The sequence below is a fragment of the Mumia sp. Pv4-285 genome (assembly GCF_041320275.1).
Taxonomy (GTDB): Bacteria; Actinomycetota; Actinomycetes; order Propionibacteriales; family Nocardioidaceae; genus Mumia; species Mumia qirimensis.
In genome coordinates this window covers 4,247,999-4,265,519 of sequence record NZ_CP162023.1, presented here as the reverse complement: position 1 = coordinate 4,265,519, position 17,521 = coordinate 4,247,999, and the positions used below count along the sequence as shown (strand labels likewise).

The 17,521-nt window shown below is 71.1% G+C and carries 18 protein-coding genes and 1 riboswitch; of the genes, 7 read left to right on the top strand and 11 right to left on the bottom strand.

From position 1 onward, the window contains the following. The first annotated feature begins 40 nt into the window (after nucleotides 1-40). Nucleotides 41-100, top strand: a riboswitch (guanidine-III (ykkC-III) riboswitch). Nucleotides 101-124: 24 nt separating this feature from the next. Next, nucleotides 125-439 carry a DMT family transporter gene (locus tag AB3M34_RS20390; RefSeq protein ID WP_370616682.1) on the top strand — a complete coding sequence of 105 codons (315 nt, stop codon included), beginning with the start codon at nucleotides 125-127 and terminating at the stop codon, nucleotides 437-439. An 891-nt stretch (nucleotides 440-1,330) separates the two neighbouring features. Here AB3M34_RS20390 and AB3M34_RS20385 read toward each other — a convergent pair. Continuing rightward, nucleotides 1,331-1,873 carry an NUDIX hydrolase family protein gene (locus AB3M34_RS20385; RefSeq protein ID WP_370616680.1) on the bottom strand — a complete coding sequence of 181 codons (543 nt, stop codon included), beginning with the start codon at nucleotides 1,871-1,873 and terminating at the stop codon, nucleotides 1,331-1,333. 48 nt (nucleotides 1,874-1,921) lie between these two features. Here AB3M34_RS20385 and AB3M34_RS20380 point away from each other — a divergent pair, with 48 nt between their 5' ends. After that, entirely contained in the window at nucleotides 1,922-3,373 is a 1,452-nt protein-coding gene (locus AB3M34_RS20380; protein WP_370616678.1) for an MFS transporter, read from the top strand. Between the two features lie 10 nt (nucleotides 3,374-3,383). On the opposite strand, the gene AB3M34_RS20375 is transcribed toward AB3M34_RS20380, so the two are convergent. Genes AB3M34_RS20375 through AB3M34_RS20365 form a run of 3 tightly spaced genes read right to left on the bottom strand, consistent with a single transcriptional unit; the run spans nucleotide 3,384 to nucleotide 5,340 of the window. Beyond that, nucleotides 3,384-4,070 carry a GOLPH3/VPS74 family protein gene (locus AB3M34_RS20375; protein ID WP_370616677.1) on the bottom strand — a complete coding sequence of 229 codons (687 nt, stop codon included), beginning with the start codon at nucleotides 4,068-4,070 and terminating at the stop codon, nucleotides 3,384-3,386. 54 nt (nucleotides 4,071-4,124) lie between these two features. Then, a complete protein-coding gene (locus AB3M34_RS20370; RefSeq protein WP_370616675.1) occupies nucleotides 4,125-4,727 on the bottom strand; it encodes a nitroreductase family protein in 603 nt (200 codons plus the stop codon). Nucleotide 4,728: 1 nt separating this feature from the next. Next, nucleotides 4,729-5,340 (bottom strand): hypothetical protein, encoded by a 612-nt coding sequence (locus AB3M34_RS20365; protein ID WP_370616673.1) that lies wholly within the window; start codon nucleotides 5,338-5,340, stop codon nucleotides 4,729-4,731. 69 nt (nucleotides 5,341-5,409) lie between these two features. Between AB3M34_RS20365 and AB3M34_RS20360 the strand changes: the two genes are divergently transcribed. Further along, nucleotides 5,410-6,078: a hypothetical protein gene (locus tag AB3M34_RS20360; RefSeq protein ID WP_370616671.1), complete on the top strand. Its 669-nt coding sequence runs from the start codon at nucleotides 5,410-5,412 to the stop codon at nucleotides 6,076-6,078. 16 nt (nucleotides 6,079-6,094) lie between these two features. On the opposite strand, the gene AB3M34_RS20355 is transcribed toward AB3M34_RS20360, so the two are convergent. The 7 genes from AB3M34_RS20355 to AB3M34_RS20325 all read right to left on the bottom strand — a co-directional run bounded on the left by AB3M34_RS20355 (nucleotide 6,095) and on the right by AB3M34_RS20325 (nucleotide 13,276). Beyond that, a complete protein-coding gene (locus AB3M34_RS20355) occupies nucleotides 6,095-6,889 on the bottom strand; it encodes a DUF1295 domain-containing protein (protein WP_370616669.1) in 795 nt (264 codons plus the stop codon). Then, entirely contained in the window at nucleotides 6,886-8,142 is a 1,257-nt protein-coding gene (locus tag AB3M34_RS20350) for a class I SAM-dependent methyltransferase (protein ID WP_370616667.1), read from the bottom strand. Before AB3M34_RS20350 ends, AB3M34_RS20355 begins: the two co-directional genes overlap by 4 nt. Beyond that, nucleotides 8,139-9,455, bottom strand: coding sequence for a class I SAM-dependent methyltransferase (locus tag AB3M34_RS20345; RefSeq protein WP_370616666.1), 1,317 nt, complete (start codon nucleotides 9,453-9,455; stop codon nucleotides 8,139-8,141). Before AB3M34_RS20345 ends, AB3M34_RS20350 begins: the two co-directional genes overlap by 4 nt. Beyond that, nucleotides 9,452-10,144: a DUF1365 domain-containing protein gene (locus AB3M34_RS20340; protein ID WP_370616664.1), complete on the bottom strand. Its 693-nt coding sequence runs from the start codon at nucleotides 10,142-10,144 to the stop codon at nucleotides 9,452-9,454. Before AB3M34_RS20340 ends, AB3M34_RS20345 begins: the two co-directional genes overlap by 4 nt. Continuing rightward, complete coding sequence (locus AB3M34_RS20335; RefSeq protein WP_370616663.1) at nucleotides 10,141-11,442, bottom strand: NAD(P)/FAD-dependent oxidoreductase; 1,302 nt, start codon at nucleotides 11,440-11,442, stop codon at nucleotides 10,141-10,143. The genes AB3M34_RS20340 and AB3M34_RS20335 overlap by 4 nt, the downstream gene beginning before the upstream one ends. A 77-nt stretch (nucleotides 11,443-11,519) precedes the next feature. After that, entirely contained in the window at nucleotides 11,520-13,025 is a 1,506-nt protein-coding gene (locus AB3M34_RS20330; RefSeq protein WP_370616662.1) for a gamma-aminobutyraldehyde dehydrogenase, read from the bottom strand. A 77-nt stretch (nucleotides 13,026-13,102) separates the two neighbouring features. Continuing rightward, nucleotides 13,103-13,276: a hypothetical protein gene (locus AB3M34_RS20325; RefSeq protein WP_370616660.1), complete on the bottom strand. Its 174-nt coding sequence runs from the start codon at nucleotides 13,274-13,276 to the stop codon at nucleotides 13,103-13,105. Between the two features lie 127 nt (nucleotides 13,277-13,403). On the opposite strand from AB3M34_RS20325, the gene AB3M34_RS20320 reads away from it, so the two are divergent. The 4 genes from AB3M34_RS20320 to AB3M34_RS20305 all read left to right on the top strand — a co-directional run bounded on the left by AB3M34_RS20320 (nucleotide 13,404) and on the right by AB3M34_RS20305 (nucleotide 17,496). Beyond that, nucleotides 13,404-14,057 carry a TetR/AcrR family transcriptional regulator gene (locus AB3M34_RS20320; RefSeq protein ID WP_370616658.1) on the top strand — a complete coding sequence of 218 codons (654 nt, stop codon included), beginning with the start codon at nucleotides 13,404-13,406 and terminating at the stop codon, nucleotides 14,055-14,057. Between the two features lie 184 nt (nucleotides 14,058-14,241). After that, nucleotides 14,242-15,597: an ABC transporter substrate-binding protein gene (locus tag AB3M34_RS20315; protein WP_370616657.1), complete on the top strand. Its 1,356-nt coding sequence runs from the start codon at nucleotides 14,242-14,244 to the stop codon at nucleotides 15,595-15,597. A gap of 97 nt (nucleotides 15,598-15,694) precedes the next feature. Next, nucleotides 15,695-16,624, top strand: a complete 930-nt coding sequence (locus AB3M34_RS20310; protein WP_370616655.1) for a carbohydrate ABC transporter permease — start codon at nucleotides 15,695-15,697, stop codon at nucleotides 16,622-16,624. Next, a complete protein-coding gene (locus AB3M34_RS20305; protein WP_370616653.1) occupies nucleotides 16,621-17,496 on the top strand; it encodes a carbohydrate ABC transporter permease in 876 nt (291 codons plus the stop codon). Before AB3M34_RS20310 ends, AB3M34_RS20305 begins: the two co-directional genes overlap by 4 nt. Nucleotides 17,497-17,521: the final 25 nt, after the last annotated feature.

The window sequence follows — 17,521 nt, the reverse complement described above, 5'->3', positions numbered from 1 at the left end:
TCCAATCTCGGAATATGGATACCTTACGCCTGGTATTCTGGCCTCAGCCACCCGGCTCCGGACGAGCACGACGTACCCGGTGAAGAAAAGACGTCGCCCTGTAGGCAATCTCTAGGAGCTCGTCATGGCATGGCTGATCCTCGTCGTCTCCGGCGTCCTCGAAGCAGTCTGGGCAACCGCGCTCGGCCGCTCGGAGGGATTCACCCGACTCGTCCCGACGGCCGTCTTCGGGGTGACGGTCGTCCTCAGCATGGTCGGTCTCGCCATCGCGATGCGGACCCTCCCGACCGGCACGGCCTACGCGGTGTGGGTCGGCATCGGTGCCTCGTTGACCGTCGCGTTCGCGATGGTGACCGGCTCCGAGCCCGTCTCCGCCCTCCGCCTGGTCTTCCTCGCGATGATCATCGGCGGAGTCGTCGGGCTGAAGGCCGTGCACTGAGAAACCCTCGCCGGTCAAGTCTGCGCCGGCAAGCTCCCGCTGGTCGAGGCCGGAGCGCCAGCAAGCTTTCCCGCTGGTCGAGGCCGGAGCGCCAGCGGAGGATCGAGACCCGGTCGCGGGGTCTCGAACGCTTCGCGCCTCGACCAGCCGAGGCCAGGGGGCTGCCTCGACCAGCGAAAGCCTGGGGGCTCCCTCGACCGGCGCAGTCGAGGCCGGAGCGCCAGCAAGCTTTCCCGCTGGTCGAGGCCGGAGCGCCAGCGGAGGATCGAGACCTGGTCGCGGGGTCTCGATCGCTTCGCGCCTCGACCAGCGAAAGTGGGGGCTGCCTCGACCAGCGGAAGCCTGGGGGGCTGCCTCGACCGGCGCAGTCGAGGTCGGAGCGCAAGCAAGCTTTCCCGCTGGTCGAGGCCGGAGCGCCAGCGGAGGATCGAGACCTGGTCGCGGGGTCTCGATCGCTTGGCGCCTCGACCAGCGAAAGCCAGGGGGCTGCCTCGACCAGCGAAAGCCTGGGGGCTCCCTCGACCGGCGGAAGTCGAGGCCGGAGCGCCAGCAAGCTTTCCCGCTGGTCGAGGCCGGAGCGCCAGCGGAGGATCGAGACCTGGTCGCGGGGTCTCGATCGCTTCGCGCCTCGACCAGCGAAAGTGGGGGCTGCCTCGACCAGCGGAAGCCTGGGGGGCTGCCTCGACCGGCGCAGTCGAGGTCGGAGCGCAAGCAAGCTTTCCCGCTGGTCGAGGCCGGAGCGCCAGCGGAGGATCGAGACCTGGTCGCGGGGTCTCGATCGCTTCGCGCCTCGACCAGCGAAAGTGGGGGCTGCCTCGACCAGCGGAAGCCTGGGGGGCTGCCTCGACCAGCGGAAGCCTGGGGGCCGCCTCGACCCGCGGGCCGGCTGCGTCAGCCGCCGAGGACGCCGAGGTGCGCGAGGGCCTGGCGCAGGAGCGCGCCGCGCCCGCCCTCCATCTCGGCGGCCACCGCGTCGGTCGCGGCCTCGCCCGGCGTGAGCCAGGTGAGCTCGAGGGCGTCCTGGCGAGGCTGGCACTCACCCGAGACCGGCACGACGTAGGCGAGCGCGACCGCGTGCTGGCGGGCGTCGAAGAACTGGGACGCCCCGGGGTACGGGAAGTACTCGGTCACCGCGAACGGCACGGTGCTCACGGGTAGGACCGGGAATGCCGTGGGCCCGAGGTCCTTCTCGAGGTGGCGCATCAACGCGTCGCGGATGCGCTCGCCGTGCATCACGCGCCCCGAGACGAAGGAACGCGTCATGACCCCGGTGTGGGAGCCGCGCAGCAGCAGTCCGATCTCGGCGACCAGGCCGTCGGGGTCCATGCGCACCGGGACTGCCTCGACGTAGAGCATCGGGACGCGGTTGCGGGTCTCGTCGAGATCGTGGTCGGAGAGCCAGCCGGGATTCGGGTCGGGAGTGCGTACCGTCATGGCGCCAGTCTTCCCCATGACTCCACAGGCTTGCGTACCGTGGCCAGGGTGGACGCCGCCCTTCGCCTTCGCAGCGCACCGGGTCGCTGGCTGCTGCTCGCCACCGTGCTCGGGTCCAGCATGGCGATGCTCGACTCGACGGTGGTCAACGTCGCCCTCCCGACGATCGGTGACGACCTCGACGCCGACGTGGGCGGGCTCCAGTGGGTCGTCAACGGCTACACGCTCGCTCTCGCGTCGCTGATCCTGCTCGGCGGCGCGCTCGGCGACCGCTGGGGTCGGCGCCGTGTGTTCGTCATCGGCGTCCTGTGGTTCGCCGCCGCGTCGCTGCTGTGCGGTGTGGCCCCCAACATCGAGACGCTGATCGCCGCGCGGGTCCTCCAGGGAGTGGGCGGCGCGCTGCTCACGCCCGGCAGCCTGGCACTCATCTCGGCGTCGTTCGACTCCGAGGACCGCGGTGCGGCGATCGGCGCCTGGTCAGGACTCGGCGGCGTCGCGACCGCAATCGGCCCGCTGCTCGGCGGATGGCTGATCGAGGCTGTGAGCTGGCGGGCGATCTTCCTCCTCAACATCCCGCTCGCCGCGGTCGTGGTGTGGGTGTGCGGCCGCCACGTCCCCGAGAGCCGCGACCCCGACGCGCCCGAGCACTTCGACATCCTCGGCGTCGCCCTGACCGCCGGGGGGCTCGCCGTGCTGACATACGGGTTGATCGAGTCGACCACGTGGCTGGCCGTCGTCGGTCTCGTGGTGCTCCTGCTGTTCGTCGCACAGGAACGGCGCAGCCCCAATCCGCTCGTGCCGCTCGGACTCTTCAGCGACCGCGTCTTCACGGGAGCGAACCTCGTGACGTTCGTCGTGTACGGCGCTCTCGGCGCGGTCTTCTTCTTCCTGGTGGTGCAGCTCCAGGTCGTCGCCGGCTACACGCCGCTCGCGGCCGGTGCAGCGACACTCCCGGTGACGATCCTGATGCTGCTGTTCTCGCCGGCCGCCGGCCGGCTCGGCACCCGGATCGGCCCGCGCCTGCCGATGACGGTGGGCCCGTTCGTCGCCGCTGCCGGACTGCTGCTGATGCTGAGGATCGGCCCCGACGCGTCGTACCTCGTCGACGTCGCACCGGGCGTCGTCGTCTTCGGCATCGGGCTCACGATCCTCGTCTCGCCGCTGACGACAGCTGTCCTCGCCGCGGCGCCCGACCACCTCGCAGGGACCGCGTCCGGGGTCAACAACGCCGTGGCGCGGACGGCGCAGCTGCTGGCGGTCGCTGCCCTCCCGCCGATCGTGGGCATCGTCGGCGGTGCGCTGTCGGACCCGGAGCTGTTCGACGCGGGCTTCGACCAGGCGATGATCATCTGCACGGTGATGCTGGCGCTCGGCGGCGTGGTCGCGTGGGCGATGATCCGCACGGTGCCCAGCCAGCACGCGATCCAGGTGGAGCACCAGCCCGGGTGCGACGTGTGCGGCCCGCGGGCGTACCCGAGGTCGGCTGCCTCGCGGGACTGACCCGGAGGGGTCAGACCGACGTGGCGCGGGACGGCGTGGACGATGCGGCGGGGCCGTGCGCTCCACCCTCGAGCGAGCGGAGCGCCGAGTGCACCGCGCAGCGGATCTCGTCGCCCGCTCCTGGGCGCGGGGTCGCACACCACGACCGCACCTGCTCGCGGTCGGGTCGGGTCGGGCTCACCAGCTCGAGGAGGTCGGCACCGTCGAGCACCGTGAGGAGCCCGGCCGGCCTCGGCTCGAGGTCGGCGTCGGCCTCTGGAGGCGCGGCGCCGGCGATCGAGAAGATCTGCTGCAGGTCTGCGCGGACGGACTCGCTCGTGTCGGGCGAGGCGGCGTACCACCGGACGAGGATCTTCAGGACCAGGGTCCGGTGGACCTCGCGGCGCAGCATGCCGCGCTCGGCCATGCTCTCGAGCACCGTCTCGCGCAGCGTCGACGCGAGGTGCCCGATCGCGTCCCGCACGGTCACGGGGAACTGGCCGGTGAGCAGGGACAGGCCGCTGCCGAGCAAGGGCTGGCGCGGTGACGTGTCGGCGAGCACCAGGACGTCGCCCGGCTCGAGCGCGACGTGACCGGCGTGGGCGAGGTCGAGAAGCAGTGAGCCGGCGAGCGCACGGGTGACCCGGTCGTCGGGCCCGCGCAGCCTCCCGGTCTCGGGATCGAGCGCGAGCAGCGAGAATTCCTCTGCGAGCAGCATGGCGCGAGGTTACTCGTGATAGGGATCACACACCAGGGGTTCGGTCGATCCGGGTCACCAGCGTCCTCGGTGGACGACCTCCTCGCGGGGGCGCCGGCCTCGCGAGCGCGAGCTCGGCTCGTGGTCCTCGGCGCCGTATCCGACCGTGATCGCGCCCAACGGCTCGTACGCGTCGGGGACGCCGAACGCGCTGCGGAAGTCGGTCGTACGGGTCGGAGGGATCCCGAAGAAGCAGGCACCGAGACCCTCGTCGACGGCGGTGAGCAGGACCAGGAGCGAAGCCATGCCGGTGTCGACGTACCAGTACGGCACGGGCCAGCGCGCCTCGTCGCGGTCGGTCCACCCCTTGTCCGGCTCCGCGTAGCGGTCGAGGTAGGCGTCCTTGTGCGTGAGCGGCACGAGTACGACCGGCGCGGTCCGCATCCCGCGCAGCCAGCGCGACGGAGCAGCCGCGCGCTCCGGAGGCGTGGTCGCCTCCCAGAACCGGTCGACGTCGTCCGGTGCGTCGAGGACCAGGAAGGCCCAGCCCTGGGTGAACCCGGCGCTCGGCGCGCGGGTCGCGTGCTCGAGCATGCGGTCGACGACCTCGGGCGGTACCGGGTTCCCGTCGTACGCACGAACCATGCGCCGCCGGCGCACCACCTCGGCGAGCTCCACGTCAGTCCTGTGCGTCGCTGTCGAGCGAGCGGTGCTCATCTGCGCCCTGCAGGTCGGAGACGTGCAGGTCGGCGGCGTCCGCCTCCTCGTCGTACCCGTCCTTCGGGCGTCCGAGGCGCGTCCGCAGATCCCGGCGCGCGAGCAGCAGGAGGTCCCACGTGCCGGTGTCGACCATGTCGGGGTCGAGGTGCTCGAGCGCTCGGATGCCGATGTTGAGCCAACGCTCGGCCGCGAGCGGCTCACCGGCCGCGTCGTACAGGTCGGCCATGTAGTGCGACGACGCCGGGGTGATGCGGCCGGACTTGCGGTAGCGGTCGGCGTACGGCGTCGGGTCGAGGCCCCGTGCGAGCGCCGTCCCGACCCGCACGACGTCGGGGTGGATCGCCGAGACCCCGGCGGCGGTGTCGGCCATCTCCAGCACCTCTGCCTGCCGGTCCCAGGCACCGTCGAACCCGAGGAACTCCGACGCCGCCACCAGCAGCGACCGCGGTGCGACGTCGTCGGCGAGGTCGTACTCCGACGAGGTCGCGTACTCGATCAGCTTCTCGGCCTTGGCCAACGAGGAGAGGTCGGACTCCTCGACCGCGTCGGTCTCTTCACGGGTGATGCGCATGGCGTTCAGTATCGCCTGCGCGCCCCGCGCGGCGTGCGCCCGGCGACGATGCCCCGGCAGGATGGGGGCATGGAGCACGCCGTGGTCGTCGAGAGCGGGCCGGGCTCCTTGCTGTGGCGTTCCGCGTCCGGGGTGCTCGTCGAGATCGCCGACGACCTCGCCGGAGTGCTGCCGTCCTCCGCCGCGGTCGGGGTCGTCTCGGTGGCCTGGCCCCGAGGACGGTGGGCCTTCACCTTCCGTGGCGACCCGCTCCCGTACGAGGCTCCGATGTCCGTGCGTGCGGATCCGGCGCTGACGTGCGCGATGACGGTGCTCGCCGCGGCGAAGCAGGCGAACCTTCGCGCCGGCGACGGCGTGCGTGCGACCCTCGGCGAGGTCGCGAGCCTCGAACCGGGGTACGGGCTCACGACGGAGGTGGCCACCGGGGTGCTCGACGTGCGGGCGCCGAGCGAGTCCGCGCGCGACGCGGTCGTCGACGCGGTCTTGGCGCAGGCGCGTGCGCGGGCCGATCGGGACCGGACGCGGGTCGAGGTCGACGTCGAGGAGGTGCACGGAGCGCTGACCTTCGACGAGGTCGCGGTACGGACGATGGTCGACGTGCTCGGTGCCGTCGAGGTCGGCTCGCCAGGGGCGGACCGCGCCGCACGCGCCGCTCGCCGCGGAGAGCCGGCGCTCGCGCTGGTCCTGCGCCGGCGCGACGAGCGGATCGTCCGCGCAGCCCTCGCGGCGGTGGGCTGAGCCGCGGCGAGGGACCTCAGGCCTTGCGCGGTGGGAGCGGGAAGAAGCCGGACGTCCGTCGCATGTACTCGCGGTACGCCGGCCGCTTCGCCATCCGCCGCTCGAGGACCTTCTTGCCCGAGCCGAAGGCCAGCAGGTACACCATGATCACCGGCCCGAACACGGTGAGCGCCCCCGGCCACGCGTCGGCGGCGACGAGGAAGATCCCCACCCAGACGCACGCGTCGCCGAAGTAGTTGGGGTGACGTGTGAACTGCCACAGCCCCTCGTCCATCACGGGCGGGCGCTCGTCCTTCGGGCGAGCCTTGTACTGCTCGAGCTGCCAGTCGCCGACCCCCTCGAAGAGCAGTCCGACGAGCCACAGCACTGCACCGACGTAGGCGAGTGCACCGACGGGCGCGTCGAGGAACATCCCGACCTGGACGGGTGCCGAGATCACCCACGCGAGCACACCCTGCAGCCCGTAGACGACCGCGAGGACGCCCAGCTCGCCGCGGTCGCGGAGGAATTCCTCGTAGCGCGGGTCCTCGCCGGCGCCGATGCTGCGCCGGCCGATGTGCACCGCGAGCCGGACGCCCCAGACGAGGACGAGCACCAGCAGCAGCCACCGGCGTACGTCGTCGCCGTGACCCCCCGACGCGACGAAGCCCACCACCGCGACGGCGCAGAACAGCAGGCCCCACGCCACGTCGATCACGGCATGCTTGCCGGCGACCTTCGAGGCGGCGTACGTCACGGCGAGCACCGCGACGACTCCCAGGGCCGTCCACGGGAGCGAGCCCCAGAAGGCGTCGTCGAGGGTCGACGTCATGCTCTCCCCGCCCGGGTCGCCACGACCTGGTCGACGCCCATCCGGCCCTGCTCGAACGCGAGCCCACCTCCGACGAGATAGAGCCGCCACATCCGGGCCTGCTCCTCGCCCACCAGGGCGACGGCCTCGTCGAAACGCTTCTCGTACGCCGCCGACCAGTCGGCGACGGTGCGGACGTAGTCCTCACGCATCCCCTCGACGTCGACGACCTCGAACCCGCCGCGCTCGAAGAACCCGAGAGTCTCCGAGAGCGGCCGCATGTGCATGTCGGGAGCGATGTAGGTCTCGATGAACGTGCCGCCGCCCGGCGCAGCCCCCGCGCGCCGCGACATCTGCTGCACGAGCACCCGTCCACCCGGGCGGACGTGGCGTCGCAGGACCCCGAGGTACGTCGCGTAGTTCTCCTCGCCGACGTGCTCCCCCATCTCGATCGACGCGACGGCGTCGAAGCCGGCCCCCCGCTCGGTCAGACCGACGGCGTCGAGGGAGCGGTAGTCCTGGAGGCGCACCCCGACCAGGTCGCTCAGCCCCCGGCGTTCGACCTGCTCGAGGACGTACGCGTGCTGTTGCGCTGAGAGCGTGATCCCCAGCACCCGGGCGCCACGGTGCTCGGCGGCGTGCAGCGCGAGCGAGCCCCAGCCGCACCCGACGTCGAGGAGGTTCGACCCTGCGGTCACGCCGAGCTTGTCGCAGACGAGGTCCAGCTTGGCTCGTTGTGCCTGCTCGAGCGTGACGCCGGCACCGCCGTAGTACGCGCTGGAGTACGCCATGCTCCGGTCCATGAACAGGGCGTAGAACGCGTTGGAGAGGTCGTAGTGGGCCGCGATCACCGCGGCGTCGCGGCGCGTCGTGTGCCGCGTGCCGTCGACCTGGATCTCCCCGGCTGGTGGACGCGGGCGGGGCCCGACGACGCCCAGTCGCAGCGCCGTCGGGACCGACCGCACCCACGTCCACCAGCCCGGCCGGGACGGCTGCTCGACCCCCGCGAGCACCTGCCATGCCGTCCGCAGGCCGTCTGCAAGGTCCTCGGCGCCCCCCGGCACGTCGAGGTCCCCGCAGATGTACGCCCGCGCCAGGCCGAGCTCGCCCGGCGACCACGCGAGGTGGCGCAGGGCGCGGCGTGAGCGGACGTCGATCAAGGGCGCGTCGGCCGGTCCGGACGTGCTCCCGTCCCAGGCACGGATCCGGACCGGCGGCTCGGCGCCGACGAAGGGGGTGACGAGGTCTCGCAGGCGCTCGGCGTTCGAGGTCATCGGGACACCTCCGAGTGACCGTGGACAGGCTTCTCGAGCCCGTACTGGACGACGTCGAGGTAGCCCGAGCGGAACCCCGCCTCGGAGTAGGCCAGGTAGAACGACCACATCCGCCGGAAGACGGCGTCGAACCCGAGCTCGGCCACGACGTCGGCCCGGGCCTCGAAGCGCTCACGCCAGCGCCGCAGCGTCTCCGCGTAGTGCGCGCCCATCGACAGCTCCGAGGCGACCCGCATCCCGGCCGCCGTCGTGCGCTCGGCGATCGTCTCCTTCGACGGGATCGCTCCGCCCGGGAAGATGTAGTTCAGGACCCAGGTGTCCGTGTCGAGGCTCGCGAGCATCCGGTCGTGGGGCATCGTGATCGCCTGGAGCCCGACCCGGCCACCCGGTGCGAGCAGGCGGGAGAGCGTCGCGAAGTACTCGTCCCAGTGCTCCGCCCCGACCGCCTCGATCATCTCCACGCTGGCGATCGCGTCGTACGAACCCTCGGTGTCGCGGTAGTCCTGGAGCAGCACCTGAACCCGCTCACCGTGCCCCGCGGCGCGCAGCCTCGCCCGCGCGAGAGCGGCCTGCTCGTGCGACAGCGTGATGGTCGTGACGTCGGCCCCGCGGTCGGCGGCCTGCAGGGCGAGCTCGCCCCAGCCGGTGCCGATCTCGAGGAGCCGTGTCCCCGGTCCGGTACCGGCGAGGTCGAGCACCCGGGCGACCTTGCGACGCTGTGCCTCGGCGAAGGGCTCGTCGGAGACCCCCGACGTCCCGGCAGCGGCGCCCTCCGGCTCGGCCGCGAACAGCGCCGCCGAGTAGCTCATCGTCGGGTCGAGGAACACCGCGAAGAGCTCGTTCGACAGGTCGTAGTGGTGCGAGATGTTCGAGCGCGATCCGTCGCGGGTGTTGGCGTCGCCCCTGGCCCGTCGCGGGACCGCGACGCGGCGCAGCCGCTGGAGCCGCGGGGAGACGAGCGTCGACGCGTGCGCCGCCAGCACCGTCAGCACGGCGGTGAGGTCGTCGGCCTCCCAGTCGCCGGCCATGTACGACTCGCCAAAGCCGATCAGCCCACGCGCTCCGAGCCGGGCGTGGAAGTCGTCCGCCCGGACGAGACGCAGCACGGGATCTGCGGCGCCGCCGGCGCCGGTGAACGAGCCGTCCGGCCACTGCACGCGCAGGGGGAGCCGTCGTACGGCGGAAGCCACGACCGCCCGTGCCGCCGCCGCACGGACGCGACCGCGGGGAACGGAGGCCACGTGCGGCCAGCGGTCCGGGTCGACGACCAGGTCCGTGGCCTCGACGGACGGAGCGGGGTGCAGGGCGGTCATGCGTGTCCTCCTCGGGGGTAGGGCCGGAGGCCCATCAGGTAGAGCCGGATGCCGTGCCAGCGGATGGCCGCGCTGACGCCGCGGGTGCGCCACGGGCGCCGCAGGGACCTCCACAGGGACGCGCCGTCGGTGCGGGTGCCGGTCATCGTCGCGGTGAACGGCGGATGGTCGGGTCGGTGCAGCGTGACGACGACCGTGAGGGCGTGACCCGGTTCCGGGACGCGGATCGTGTAGCGGCCCTCGACGGGGTTGAAGGGGGAGACGTAGAACGCCTTGTCGACCTCGGCCGTCCCGTTCTCGTCGGGGCTCAGGAGGTAGCAGTGCCGCCCGCCGTAGGTGTTGCGCACCTCGGCGACGACGCCGGTCCGGCGGCCGTGACGGTCGTACAGCGAGAACACGGTGAGCGGGTCGAACACGTAGCCGAGAACGCGCGGCTGGGCCAGCATCGTCACCCGGGCCGGGCGTTCGACACCTTCCTCGGCCAGCCAGGCGTCGAGGTTCTCGCGCAGCGACTGCGACGGGGCGCCGAGGTGGTCGGCGGCGCGGAACCCGGCGAGCCAGCCGAGCCCACGAGGGAGACGGGGGAGGTTGTCGAGGTCGACCAGCCAGGCCTCGCCCGCCGACACCAGACCGTACGAGAACGGGCCGTGGCGCTGGTGACGGATCGTCACGTCGTAGCAGGCGGTCACCAGCGGACTCCGAGGCTCTCGGCCGCCTCGACGCCGGAGCGGCAGCCGTCCTCGTGGAAGCCCCAGCCGTGGTACGCCCCCGCGAACGCGAGGACGCCGTCGTTGAGGCCCGGCAGGAGGTCCTGCGTCGCGACCGACTCCGGCGTGAAGACGGGGTGGGTGTAGTCCATCCGCGCGAGGACGCGGTTGTCATCGATCGTGTCACCGTCGTCGTTGAGGGTGACGAACCACTGGGGGTCGGTGTCGAGCCGCTGGAGCCGGTTCATCGCATAGCTCACGCGGACCGCCGACGAGCTCGCGTCGCAGCCCGGCATCCGGTAGTTCCAGGACGCCTCGGCACGAGGACGGCTCGGCATGACGCGGCGGTCGGTGTGCAGCGTCGTCGCGTTGCGGGAGTAGCGCCACGGCCCGAGCGCCGCGACCTGCGCGGGCGTGGGGTCGGCGAGGAGGCGGAGCGTGTCGTCGGCGTGGGTGGCGAGCACCGCGACGTCGAACGCCGTACGCCCGCCGTCCGCGTCGTGGACCTCCACGCCGTGGGTGGTCCGCGAGACGGCGGTCACGGGAAGGGCGGTGTGCACGGCGGTCAGGCCCTTGACGACCTGCTCGACGTAGCGGGCCGAGCCTCCGACCACGGTTCTCCAGGTCGGCGAACCCGTGACCGAGAGCATCCCGTGGTGGGAGAGGAACTGGAAGAGATAGCGCGCCGGGTACGCGTAGGCGGTCTCGGCGTCGCACGACCAGACGGCGGAGACGAGCGGGACGACGAAGTGCTGGCGCGTGTACGTCGCGAAGCCGTGCTCGTCGAGGAAGGCGCCGAGGGTGGCGTCGGCGTCGGCGTCGGCGTCGTCTCCGCCCCGCGCGAGGTGCGCGCGTGCGAGCCGGTGGAAGCGGGGGACGTCGGCGAGCATCCGTAGGTACGCCCCGCGGCGGGCGTGCGATGCCGACGGGAACAGCCCGCCGAACCCGCGGGCTCCGGCGTACTCCAGGCCGCAGCCCTCGCAGCGCACCGACATGCTCATCTCCGACGGCTGCGTCGCGACACCGAGCTCGTCGAACAGCCGCGTCAGGTGCGGGTACGTCCGCGCGTTGTGCACGATGAAGCCGCTGTCGACCCCCACCGCGCGTCCGTGCCCGTCGACGAGGTCGTGGGTGTGTGCGTGGCCGCCGAGCCGGTCGTCCGCCTCGTACAGGGTCACGTCGTAGTCGCGCTGCAGCAGGTACGCCGCCGTCAGACCTGAGACCCCGGCTCCGACGACTGCTGCACGTCGCCGCTCCGGCGATCTCTCATACCCGCTCATGCTCTCTGTTCGGAGCGGCCGCGGCGGTGGATGGGTGGGGTCGGCGAACTTTTCTCGCGATCTTCTCGCGACGACGGTCAGGCGCTCATGACGGTGCTGTGCCAGCCCTTGCGCGGATCACCGGTCAGGTCCTGCATGACGTGCTTCACCTGGGTGTACTCCTCGAAGGAGTAGGTGCTCATGTCCTTGCCGTAGCCCGACTGCTTGTATCCGCCGTGCGGCATCTCGGACACGATCGAGATGTGGTCGTTGATCCACACGCAGCCGGCCTGGATCTCGGCCGCGGCGCGCTGGGCTCGGTAGACGTCGCGCGTCCACGCGGACGCCGCGAGGCCGTACGGGGTGTCGTTCGCCAGCCGGAGCGCCTCGTCGTCGGAGTCGAACGGGAGCGCGACGAGGACCGGACCGAAGATCTCGTTCTGGACGGCCTCGGCGTCCTGGGGCAGCCCGGTGAGCAGGGTCGGCTCGTAGTAGAACCCGGGACGCTCGGGGACGGTGCCGCCGCAGACGACGTCGGCGCCGGCGACGCGGGCGCGGTCGACCATCGCGGCGACCTTGTCACGGTGCGCGGCAGAGCTCAGCGCACCCAGGTCGGTCGCGGGGTCGGTCGGGTCACCGACCACGACCTTGCCCATGAGCTCGGCGACGCCGGCGACGAAGTCGTCGAACCGGCTCGCGTGGACGTACGCGCGGGTGGCGGCGGTGCAGTCCTGCCCGCCGTTGATCAGCGAGCCCGCCACCGCGCCGCGGATCGCGGCGTCGAGGTCGGCGTCGTCGAACACCACGAACGGCGCCTTGCCGCCGAGCTCGAGGTGGACGCGCTTGACCGTGGCGGCGGCCGTGGTCGCGATCTGCTTGCCGACCGCGGTGGAGCCGGTGAACGACACCATGCGGACCTGCTCGTGGCCGACGAGCGCCGTACCGGTCGACCGTCCCGGACCGTTGACCACGTTGACGACCCCGTGGGGCAAGCCGGCATCGGTGGCAGCCTGCGCGAGCATCAGCGACGTGAAGGGAGTGATCTCGGCCGGCTTGAGGACGACGGTGTTGCCCGCGGCGATCGCCGGGAGGACCTTCCACGCGGCCATCTGGAGCGGGTAGTTCCACGGGGCGACCGACCCGACGACACCGAGCGCCTCACGGCGGATCGACGACGTGTGGTCGCCCGAGTAGCGCCCGCTCGCCTTGCCCTCCAGGTTGCGTGCGGCACCTGCGAAGAACGCGGTGTTGTCGATGGTGCCCGGCACGTCGAACTCGGTGGACATGCGGATCGACTTGCCGGTCTGCAGGGTCTCGGCGGCCGCCAGGTCGTCGGCGATCTCCTCGAGCCGGGCGGCGAGCGCGTGCATCGCGGCGCTGCGCTCGCCGGGAGTCGCGTGCGACCACTCGGGGTACGCGCGAGCGGCTGCGCCCACGGCGTCGTCGACGTCGGCGTCGTTCGCCGACGCGAACGTGGCGACCACGTCACCGGTCGCGGGGTTGCTCACCACGACGTCGGCGGGGCCGGAGCCCTCGACGTACCGGCCGCCGACGTACTGGCCGGCCGGGATGGTGCGGGGGTCGAAGGCGCGCGGTGTGGTCATGCCGCGATTCCAGCACGCCGCCGGGCGGCCGACAACCGTCGGTGTGTCACCCCGGGCGGGCCGGAGGTGACGTCGTGTCAGGCGATCGTCTGCGGCAGCGCGATCACGAGGAGCGCTGCGAAGAACGCGAGGACGATGCAGGCAGCACCGGTGCCGGCGGCCTTCGCGGCCGACGAGCGGTCGACGACCATCGGCAGCATCCCCAGACCTGCCACCACGGTGAAGACGGCGATCCAACCCCACGTCGACATAACGGCCTCCTCAGACCTCGCGCGCCACGAGTGCGGTCGCCTCCCCAACCTAGCGGGCGCGGCCGATCCTCCGCCCGCCGGTCCAATGCCGCTGACCGTACGGTAAGTAGAGGGGTACGCTCGCGGCATGACGACGCACGACGTGCCCGGTGTCCCGGCCAAGCGGCAGCGCTCGGCGCGCGTCCCGGCGGACCAGCGGCGCGCCGAGATCCTGGTGGCCGCGCTCGACGTGTTCGGCGCTCGCGGCTACCACAAGGCGGCGCTCTCGGAGATCGCCGAGCGGGTCGGCATCACGCACCAGGGGATCCTGCACCACTTCGGTTCGAAGGACCAGCTCCTCGTCGAGGTGCTCGAGTACCGCGACGCCACCGACGTCGCCGACTTCGAGAACCAGGAGCCCCCGCACGGGCCCGAGCTCATGCGGCACCTCGTACGAACGGCGCGCGCCAACACCGAGCGGGCAGGCCTCGTCCAGTCGTACGCCGTGCTGTCGGCCGAGTCGGTGACTGACGGCCACCCCGCGCAGGCGTCGTTCCGCGACCGGTTCACGCACCTGCGTGGTCTCATCCGTGACGCGTTGCGCGACTCGTGCCCGTCGGACGGGCCGAGCGATGCGGAGGTCGACGCGGCCGCCTCGTCCATCATCGCCGTCATGGACGGTCTGCAGATCCAGTGGCTGCTGGATCCCGAGCGGGTCGACATGCCGTACGCCGTGGGTCTCGTGATCGACGCGCTGCTCGCGCGGCTGGGCTCCGACCACCGCGCCGGGGACAGTCGGTAGGTCGCGATCGTGGCGGGGGCTGCGTTATTTGATCGTTATCTGTGCTACTTACTTGCCGGTCAGTAAGTATGGTTCCATGGACGCGCCGGGTGATGTGTCCGACGTCACACCTGGCGCCTGCTGCGCAATCGATCCGAGCGCGCGCCTCGAGCTGCACGTCGGGACCTCGAAAGGACGACACGACATGGCGGTACTCACCACGCGCAGGCGTCGCAGCGCCGGTGCGCTCGCGGCGGCAGCGGCAATGATCCTCGTCGCTGCGTGCGGCGGCGGCGACGGCGACGACGACACTGACTCGGCATCCGACGCCTGCAAGCCCGCGGCGGACGGCGAGAAGGTCGAGCTGACCTTCACCTCCTGGGTCCCCGGGATGCAGAAGACCGTCGACCTCTGGAACAAGAACAACCCCGACATCCAGGTGAAGTACAAGGAGGTCGTCGGCGGCAACGACGGCACCTACCAGGCGTACTCGAACCAGATCAAGGCCGGCACCACCGGCGACATCGGCATGGTCGAGTTCGACAACCTCGCGAGCTTCCGGCTCCAGGACGGCCTCGCCGACATCGGTGCGTGCGAGCCGATGGAGGAGGCGGCCGACAAGTTCGTGCCGTGGACGATCTCGCAGGTGAGCTTCGGCGAGGAGGGCTCGGCGTACGGCGTCCCGATGGACATCGGCCCGATGGCGCTCTACTACCGCAAGGACCTCTTCGAGCAGAACGGGATCCCGGTCCCGACCACCTGGGACGAGTACTACGAGGCAGCCAAGAAGATCAAGGCGCTCGGTGCGACCATCGGCGACTTCCCGCCGGACCAGCCGGCCTGGTTCACCTCGCTCGCCTGGCAGAACGGCGCCACGTGGTTCGAGGACGACGGCGGCACCTGGAAGGTGAGCCTGAACGACGAGAAGACGACCGAGGTCGCCGAGTACTGGCAGAAGATGCTGGACGAGAAGCTCCTCGACACCGTGCCCGGGCTCGGTGACCCGCAGTGGAACGCGCTCGACAACGGCAAGGAGTGGTCGATCATCGGGGCCGCCTGGACCACCAAGCTCCTCGAGAACAGCGCTCCCAAGACCAAGGGCAAGTGGGCTGTCGCACCCATGCCGCAGTGGGAGGCCGGGAGCAACGCCGCCGGCAACTGGGGTGGTTCGAACGCCGTCGTCTGGAAGTCCTCGAAGCACCCGTACGAGGCAGCGAAGTTCGCGACGTGGGCCTTCAGCGATCCTGAGGCGCTCGCGCTCAACAACGCCAACGGCGGTCAGTACCCCGCCACCACCGAGGGCCAGGCATCGTTGCCCGCACTGACCGAGGGTCTGCCGTACTACGGCGGTCAGAAGGTCTGGGAGGTCTTCGCGCAGGCCTCCGAGGGTGTCGACCCTGACTTCCAGTGGGGTCCGACCATGACCCAGACCTACTCCGACCTGGGCAACGGCCTGGGCAAGGCGGTCAACGGTCAGGCCACCATCGCCGACGCGCTGGCCGACGCGCAGCAGAAGACGGTCGACACGATGAAGGCCCAGTCGCTGGACGTCACCGAGTAGTCACGGTCACGCTGACTCCTGGCGGGCGCCGTCGACCCATACCCGCTCGACAGCGCCCGCCAGGGCACGCCCCCCGCACCACGAGAAGGAGCACCGCATGGCGACCAGCGTCGTGCCGCCGCAGCTCGCGCAGGCCCCACCACCCGAACCCACCCGCCGTCGCCGGGTCCGCCACAAGGGCGCGATCGTCGGCTTCCTCGGGCCGTTCGTCGCCCTGTTCATCCTCTTCTACCTGACTCCCATCGCGTACGCGGTGTGGCAGTCGTTCCACAAGGTCGAGCGCGAGGGCACCTTCGGCAAGGCGACCGAGGTGTTCGCCGGCTTCAGCCAGTACACGCGGGTCCTGGAGAACGGCGACTTCTGGGCGAGCATCGGCCGGGTGCTCGTCTTCTTCGTCGCCTCGATCCCGCTCCAGCTCGGGCTCGCGCTGCTCTTCGCCCTCCTGCTCGACTCGCCGCTCGTGAAGGGCAAGAGCTTCTTCCGGCTCGCGTTCTTCGCGCCGTACGCCGTCCCCGGCGTCATCGCCGCGATCATGTGGGGCTTCATCTACTCGCCGCAGATCTCGCCGTTCCCCCAGGTCGCGGACAACGTCGACCTCCTCGGACCCGGCCTCGTGATGTTCGCGATGGTCAACGTCGTCAACTGGGTCTACACCGGCTACAACATGCTGATCATCTACTCGGCGCTGCAGGCGATCCCGAAGGACGTGATCGAGGCGGCGACGATCGACGGCGCAGGCCAGGTCCGGATCGCCTGGTCCGTGAAGATCCCCGCCGTCGCCCCGGCGCTCGTGCTGACCGGTGTCTTCTCGATCATCGGCACGCTCCAGCTGTTCAACGAGCCCCGAGTGTTCCAGTCGATCTCGAGCGCGGTCGGGAGCAACTACACGCCGAACCTCATGGTCGACGCGACCTCGAACATCCCCGACTACTACTTCGCCGCGGCCATGTCGGTGGTCCTGGCGCTCATCACCTGCACCTTGTCCTTCACGTTCCTCAAGCTGACCCAGAAGCGAGCCTTCGGATGACCCGCACGGCAGCCGGCGGAGGCGCGCAGCGGACGAGGCCGCTGCCCGTCGCCACGACCATGCTCTTCATGGTCATCTGCGCCTCGTACTTCCTCGTGCCGCTGTGGTGGCTCCTCGTCGCGTCGAGCAAGGACCGCGCCGCGCTGAACGACGGCGACGGGCTCTGGTTCTCGAACCCGATCCTGCTCTGGGACAACATCAAGGGCGCGCTGTCCTACGACAACAGCATCTTCGTGCGTTGGGCGTTCAACAGCCTGATCTACTCCGGCGTCGGAGCGGTCCTGGGCACCCTGTTCGCGGCGATGGCGGGCTACGCGCTCGCGAAGTACGTCTTCCCGGGACGCAACGCGACCTTCAACGTGATCCTCGGTGGCGTCCTCGTCCCGGCGACCGCGCTGGCTCTGCCGTTGTTCCTGCTGTTCAGCAAGGCCGGCCAGGCCGACACCATGTGGGCGATCCTGCTCCCGAGCCTCGTCTCGCCCTTCGGGGTCTACCTGGCGCGGATCTTCGCGGCGTCGGCCGTTCCCGACGAGCTGCTGGAGGCGGCGCGCATCGACGGCGCGTCGGAGTTCCGGACGTTCTTCACCGTCGCCATCCGGCTGATGGGTCCGGCCCTGGTGACGATCTTCCTGTTCCAGTTCGTCGCCATCTGGAACAACTTCTTCCTCCCGCTCGTGATGCTGCAGGACACGAAGCTGTATCCCCTCACGCTCGGCCTGCACACCTGGAACAGCCAGGTCACGCACTCGCCGCAGCTCCAGCTGTACGTGATCGTCGGCTCGCTGCTGTCGATCGTCCCTCTCGTCATCGCCTTCCTCGCGCTCCAGCGGTTCTGGCGCGGCGGCCTCGCCGAAGGCGGCGTGAAGGCGTAGGGCCACGCCCGAGCCCAGCCGCCGT

Excerpts from the sequence above, each read along its gene's own strand:
- AB3M34_RS20360 (WP_370616671.1), top strand. The coding sequence starts at position 5,410 with ATGGAGCACGCCGTGGTCGTCGAGAGCGGGCCGGGCTCCTTGCTGTGG.
- AB3M34_RS20310 (WP_370616655.1), top strand. The coding sequence starts at position 15,695 with ATGGCGACCAGCGTCGTGCCGCCGCAGCTCGCGCAGGCCCCACCACCC.
- AB3M34_RS20355 (WP_370616669.1), bottom strand. The coding sequence starts at position 6,889 with ATGACGTCGACCCTCGACGACGCCTTCTGGGGCTCGCTCCCGTGGACG.
- AB3M34_RS20335 (WP_370616663.1), bottom strand. The coding sequence starts at position 11,442 with ATGAGCGGGTATGAGAGATCGCCGGAGCGGCGACGTGCAGCAGTCGTC.
- AB3M34_RS20345 (WP_370616666.1), bottom strand. The coding sequence starts at position 9,455 with ATGACCGCCCTGCACCCCGCTCCGTCCGTCGAGGCCACGGACCTGGTC.
- AB3M34_RS20375 (WP_370616677.1), bottom strand. The coding sequence starts at position 4,070 with ATGCTGCTCGCAGAGGAATTCTCGCTGCTCGCGCTCGATCCCGAGACC.
- AB3M34_RS20365 (WP_370616673.1), bottom strand. The coding sequence starts at position 5,340 with ATGCGCATCACCCGTGAAGAGACCGACGCGGTCGAGGAGTCCGACCTC.
- AB3M34_RS20305 (WP_370616653.1), top strand. The coding sequence starts at position 16,621 with ATGACCCGCACGGCAGCCGGCGGAGGCGCGCAGCGGACGAGGCCGCTG.
- AB3M34_RS20390 (WP_370616682.1), top strand. The coding sequence starts at position 125 with ATGGCATGGCTGATCCTCGTCGTCTCCGGCGTCCTCGAAGCAGTCTGG.
- AB3M34_RS20320 (WP_370616658.1), top strand. The coding sequence starts at position 13,404 with ATGACGACGCACGACGTGCCCGGTGTCCCGGCCAAGCGGCAGCGCTCG.
- AB3M34_RS20350 (WP_370616667.1), bottom strand. The coding sequence starts at position 8,142 with ATGACCTCGAACGCCGAGCGCCTGCGAGACCTCGTCACCCCCTTCGTC.
- AB3M34_RS20315 (WP_370616657.1), top strand. The coding sequence starts at position 14,242 with ATGGCGGTACTCACCACGCGCAGGCGTCGCAGCGCCGGTGCGCTCGCG.
- AB3M34_RS20385 (WP_370616680.1), bottom strand. The coding sequence starts at position 1,873 with ATGACGGTACGCACTCCCGACCCGAATCCCGGCTGGCTCTCCGACCAC.
- AB3M34_RS20325 (WP_370616660.1), bottom strand. The coding sequence starts at position 13,276 with ATGTCGACGTGGGGTTGGATCGCCGTCTTCACCGTGGTGGCAGGTCTG.
- AB3M34_RS20330 (WP_370616662.1), bottom strand. The coding sequence starts at position 13,025 with ATGACCACACCGCGCGCCTTCGACCCCCGCACCATCCCGGCCGGCCAG.